Annotated in this window: 6 protein-coding genes; 5 read left to right on the forward strand and 1 reads right to left on the reverse strand. The window is 51.4% G+C overall.

Annotation, left to right across the window (positions count from 1 at the left end; all coding sequences use genetic code 11):
• Nucleotides 1-39: 39 nt before the first annotated feature.
• The 5 genes from Q1A48_RS20820 to Q1A48_RS20840 all read left to right on the forward strand — a co-directional run bounded on the left by Q1A48_RS20820 (nucleotide 40) and on the right by Q1A48_RS20840 (nucleotide 2401).
• Nucleotides 40-264: a hypothetical protein gene (locus Q1A48_RS20820; protein WP_299948713.1), complete on the forward strand. Its 225-nt coding sequence runs from the start codon at nucleotides 40-42 to the stop codon at nucleotides 262-264.
• A gap of 60 nt (nucleotides 265-324) precedes the next feature.
• A complete protein-coding gene (locus tag Q1A48_RS20825; protein WP_299948721.1) occupies nucleotides 325-1230 on the forward strand; it encodes a helix-turn-helix domain-containing protein in 906 nt (301 codons plus the stop codon).
• Entirely contained in the window at nucleotides 1166-1546 is a 381-nt protein-coding gene (locus tag Q1A48_RS20830; protein ID WP_299948715.1) for a hypothetical protein, read from the forward strand. The genes Q1A48_RS20825 and Q1A48_RS20830 overlap by 65 nt, the downstream gene beginning before the upstream one ends.
• A 5-nt stretch (nucleotides 1547-1551) precedes the next feature.
• Nucleotides 1552-1950 carry a hypothetical protein gene (locus tag Q1A48_RS20835; protein ID WP_299948717.1) on the forward strand — a complete coding sequence of 133 codons (399 nt, stop codon included), beginning with the start codon at nucleotides 1552-1554 and terminating at the stop codon, nucleotides 1948-1950.
• Nucleotides 1951-2011: 61 nt separating this feature from the next.
• On the forward strand, nucleotides 2012-2401 hold the full coding sequence (locus tag Q1A48_RS20840; RefSeq protein ID WP_299948719.1) for a hypothetical protein: 390 nt from the start codon (nucleotides 2012-2014) through the stop codon (nucleotides 2399-2401).
• Between the two features lie 205 nt (nucleotides 2402-2606).
• Here Q1A48_RS20840 and Q1A48_RS22025 read toward each other — a convergent pair whose 3' ends face one another.
• Nucleotides 2607-2999 carry a DUF6632 domain-containing protein gene (locus Q1A48_RS22025; RefSeq protein WP_366523461.1) on the reverse strand — a complete coding sequence of 131 codons (393 nt, stop codon included), beginning with the start codon at nucleotides 2997-2999 and terminating at the stop codon, nucleotides 2607-2609.
• Nucleotides 3000-3185: the final 186 nt, after the last annotated feature.

Below are 3185 nucleotides of genomic sequence, written 5' to 3' on the forward strand. Positions count from 1 at the left end.
GAGTTCGGCAGCTTTTAACTGAAAATATTGGAATACAGAATGGAAAATCAACACCGAAAAATTAAGGGCTACCGCGAGCTCAGCGAGGAAGAGGTAGCGCTTATGAATGAGGCTAAGGGCCTGGCTGAAAAGTGCGGTGCGTTAATCGAAAAGCTGGAGGCGCATCCGGATACTGACAAACGGTGTGTCTCTCTGGGTAAGACCCAATTGCAGCAGGGCTTTATGTGGGCAGTTCGTGGGGTTGCTCGCCCCGAAACCTTTTAAAAGGAGCGCCTGCAGTGATCACGGCCTCCACCCAAATCAAATAGGAGCTGCATCGTGAGTATGGAGCTAATGGTCAAGGCAATGAAGGTCAAAGTGGGAAATCCGCTGCGCAAGCTGGTGCTCCTTAAATTGGCTGACAACGCTAGTGACCAAGGTGAATGCTGGCCAAGCTATCAACATATCGCTGACCAATGTGAAATCAGTCGGCGCTCAGTTATTGCCCATATCAAGGCGCTAGAGAAAAGCGGGTTTCTGAAAATCAACAATCGGAAATCAACGAATTCCAGCAAGCTAAATGCCAGTAATTTGTTTGTGTTGACTCTGGATAAGGGTGGTGAATCTCCTGCACTAGGTAGTGAATCTCCTGCACCAGCTGGTGAATCTCCTGCACCAGGTGGTGAATCTCCTGCACTAGGGGGTGGTGAATCTCCTGCACCCAGAACCAGTCACTCTCTTGAACCAGTCAATGAACCTAATACTTCCTCGACAAACGCTGCCAAAGAAAATCGGGTGAAAGCTACCGACGAAGATTACGCTTTGGCGAATTTTATTCTCGAAGGTGTTCGCAGGCTCCAGCCTAAATTTAAACCTCCCAACCTGGACAGGTGGGCTGACGACTGCCGAAAACTGCGTGAACTGGATAACCGTTCACTGCGAGAGATAGCCCGAGTGTTCACTTGGGCCAACAACGATAATTTTTGGCAATCCAATATCCTCAGCCCAGCCAAGTTGCGTAAGCAGTTTGACCAGTTACAAATCAAGTCGAGTCAAAGCAAGGGAAGTGCAAATGAAAACCATAACTCAGGCCCTGGCAACCGCCTCCAGCAGGAGCACGCACAAATCAACGCCGCGTTCGCTAGAGCCTCAGCACGAGAAGCTGCTGCTGGCCCTGTGGAAGCGCATGACCCAACTGTACGGCCACAAGTGGTCGTCCCAGCACGCTCTGTACGACTCCGAAGCGGATAAGGCTGCCGGCTGCTACAGCGAGGATTTCATGCTGTGGGCGAAGAAGACCCAAGATCTGAGCGAGATGGCATGGCGCCGTGGTATGAACTACGTCGAGTACAGAAACCAGGAGGCGGCCCAGCAGGGCGAGTTCGACAGCTGGCCACCCAACTACGCCGAGTTTGTTGGTATGTGTATTCCGGTTCCTGGATCACAAATATTCCGGGCATTTGAGCCCAAGAAGCTACCCGACCAGAGTGCCCAGGAGCGATCCAAGGTGGTTGGGCGCCAGACGCTGGACAGCCTGAAATCCCTGTTTACGGAAGCGGCAGAGTAAATCGAATGCGCACTTTGGAATTCACCCTGCCCCATGCCACGCCATCCAACAACCAGTTGTTGCGGATGCACTGGAGAAAGCGCAGGGCTGTGAAAAAGCAGCTGGCCATGGAAGTGGCGGCAGCCCTGGTGAGAAGCGGTCAGCGTCGGCCCAACGAGCCCCTGGCACAGGTGTATATCGAGATTGAACGCGGTTCTGCTGGTGAACTGGATGATGACAACCTGCAGGGTGGCACAAAGCTGCTGATCGATGTGCTTGAGAAGCCCAGCCAGACCAATCCCCACGGCCTGGGCCTGATTGAGAACGATAACAACCAGTGCGTGGTTAAGCGCCGCGTCACCCAGGCTCTGGCCAAGCGCGGCCAGGGCTACACCCGAGTACTGATTGCGGAAGTGCTGGAGTGAGCCAAGTTGAGCTGCCTAAGAGATTCCGGCAATTTGTTGGTTAATCGAGATAGGGGAACAGATGATCAATGAAATCAGCATTCGCGAGCGCTTGTGGGAGTGGTCCAGGGCTTATCCTGAACGGGCAGGGGATTCGGTGAGCTGGCCCCGTATGGCGGCATTTGGCCGAAGGATGCTATCAGGGTGCAGGGAGAGCCCGGAGCCGATAGATTACGAGAGGGCAGCCCTCACGGATACTGCAGTACTGGCTTACCTGAATGTGATAGCAAGGCGCCAGGACAAGGAGAAGGCTGTGCTGGAGAAGAAGGTTTTTTGGTTGCGGTATTACTACCGGTGGGAAATGCGGGATGTGTGCAGGAAGGTTGGTCAAGGTAAAACCTGGGTGGTAAATATGTGTCGAATGATTGAGGGAACATTGGAGGCGTTTCTTTTGGCGCAGAATGCCGCATAACTGGCTTTTAATACAGTCTGTATGTATTGACAGTGCGCACGTGTATCTACTATTCTAAGCTAAGCTGTCGCGAAGTATGCGCAGCGGGACCATACCCCCCCTTTGAAAGCCCCGTCAGGTTGATCCGGCGGGGCTTTTTTGTGTCTGTATCTAGACAAATTACCGTGATCTGTGGCAAATTGAGTCATTCGCCGTCACTCTTTAATTATTGTTGTAATTTTTTAACGTTTCTGGGCATTAGGTACCAGAGAACTCCAGCGATTAAGTACTGTATGGAGATAACTTCAGTTAAGTTTGCCTCGCCGGTTCGATCACTTATCACCAGTATCAGAAGCATGGTGGCGGATACTAAGCATAAGAAAATAGCGAACCAAATCAGGTTGAAGCTCGCCAAGAGACTTTTGGAAGCTCGAACCAGGAAAACGCCCAGGGTTACATATAACGACAGAATAAATAGTTGGTACTCTAGATACGGCGATGTCCATCCCCACCCTGGGGGGTGTGTCCATAACATCATCGGATAAGTGCCAAAGATCCAGAATAGACCTATAGCCTTCAGGGCAAAGGGGAGATACTTGGCGCGAGTAATGTCGTCCATAGTCTTTCCCAGAGCGGAGACCGCTTGTATGTTGTTTTGGTCACGTTCAATAATATAGACGAAATGGTTCCTGGCCCGTCCCGTGCGGGCTTTTTGGCATCCGGTAAGTCAATTTGAAAACGACTACGTCACAAAAGAGGAGTTGTCTTGTCGTTGTTGTTAATTTTCGATGTCTCTGGCATTAAA

It is taken from the genome of uncultured Microbulbifer sp. (assembly GCF_947489355.1).
In the GTDB taxonomy this organism is placed as follows: domain Bacteria; phylum Pseudomonadota; class Gammaproteobacteria; order Pseudomonadales; family Cellvibrionaceae; genus Microbulbifer.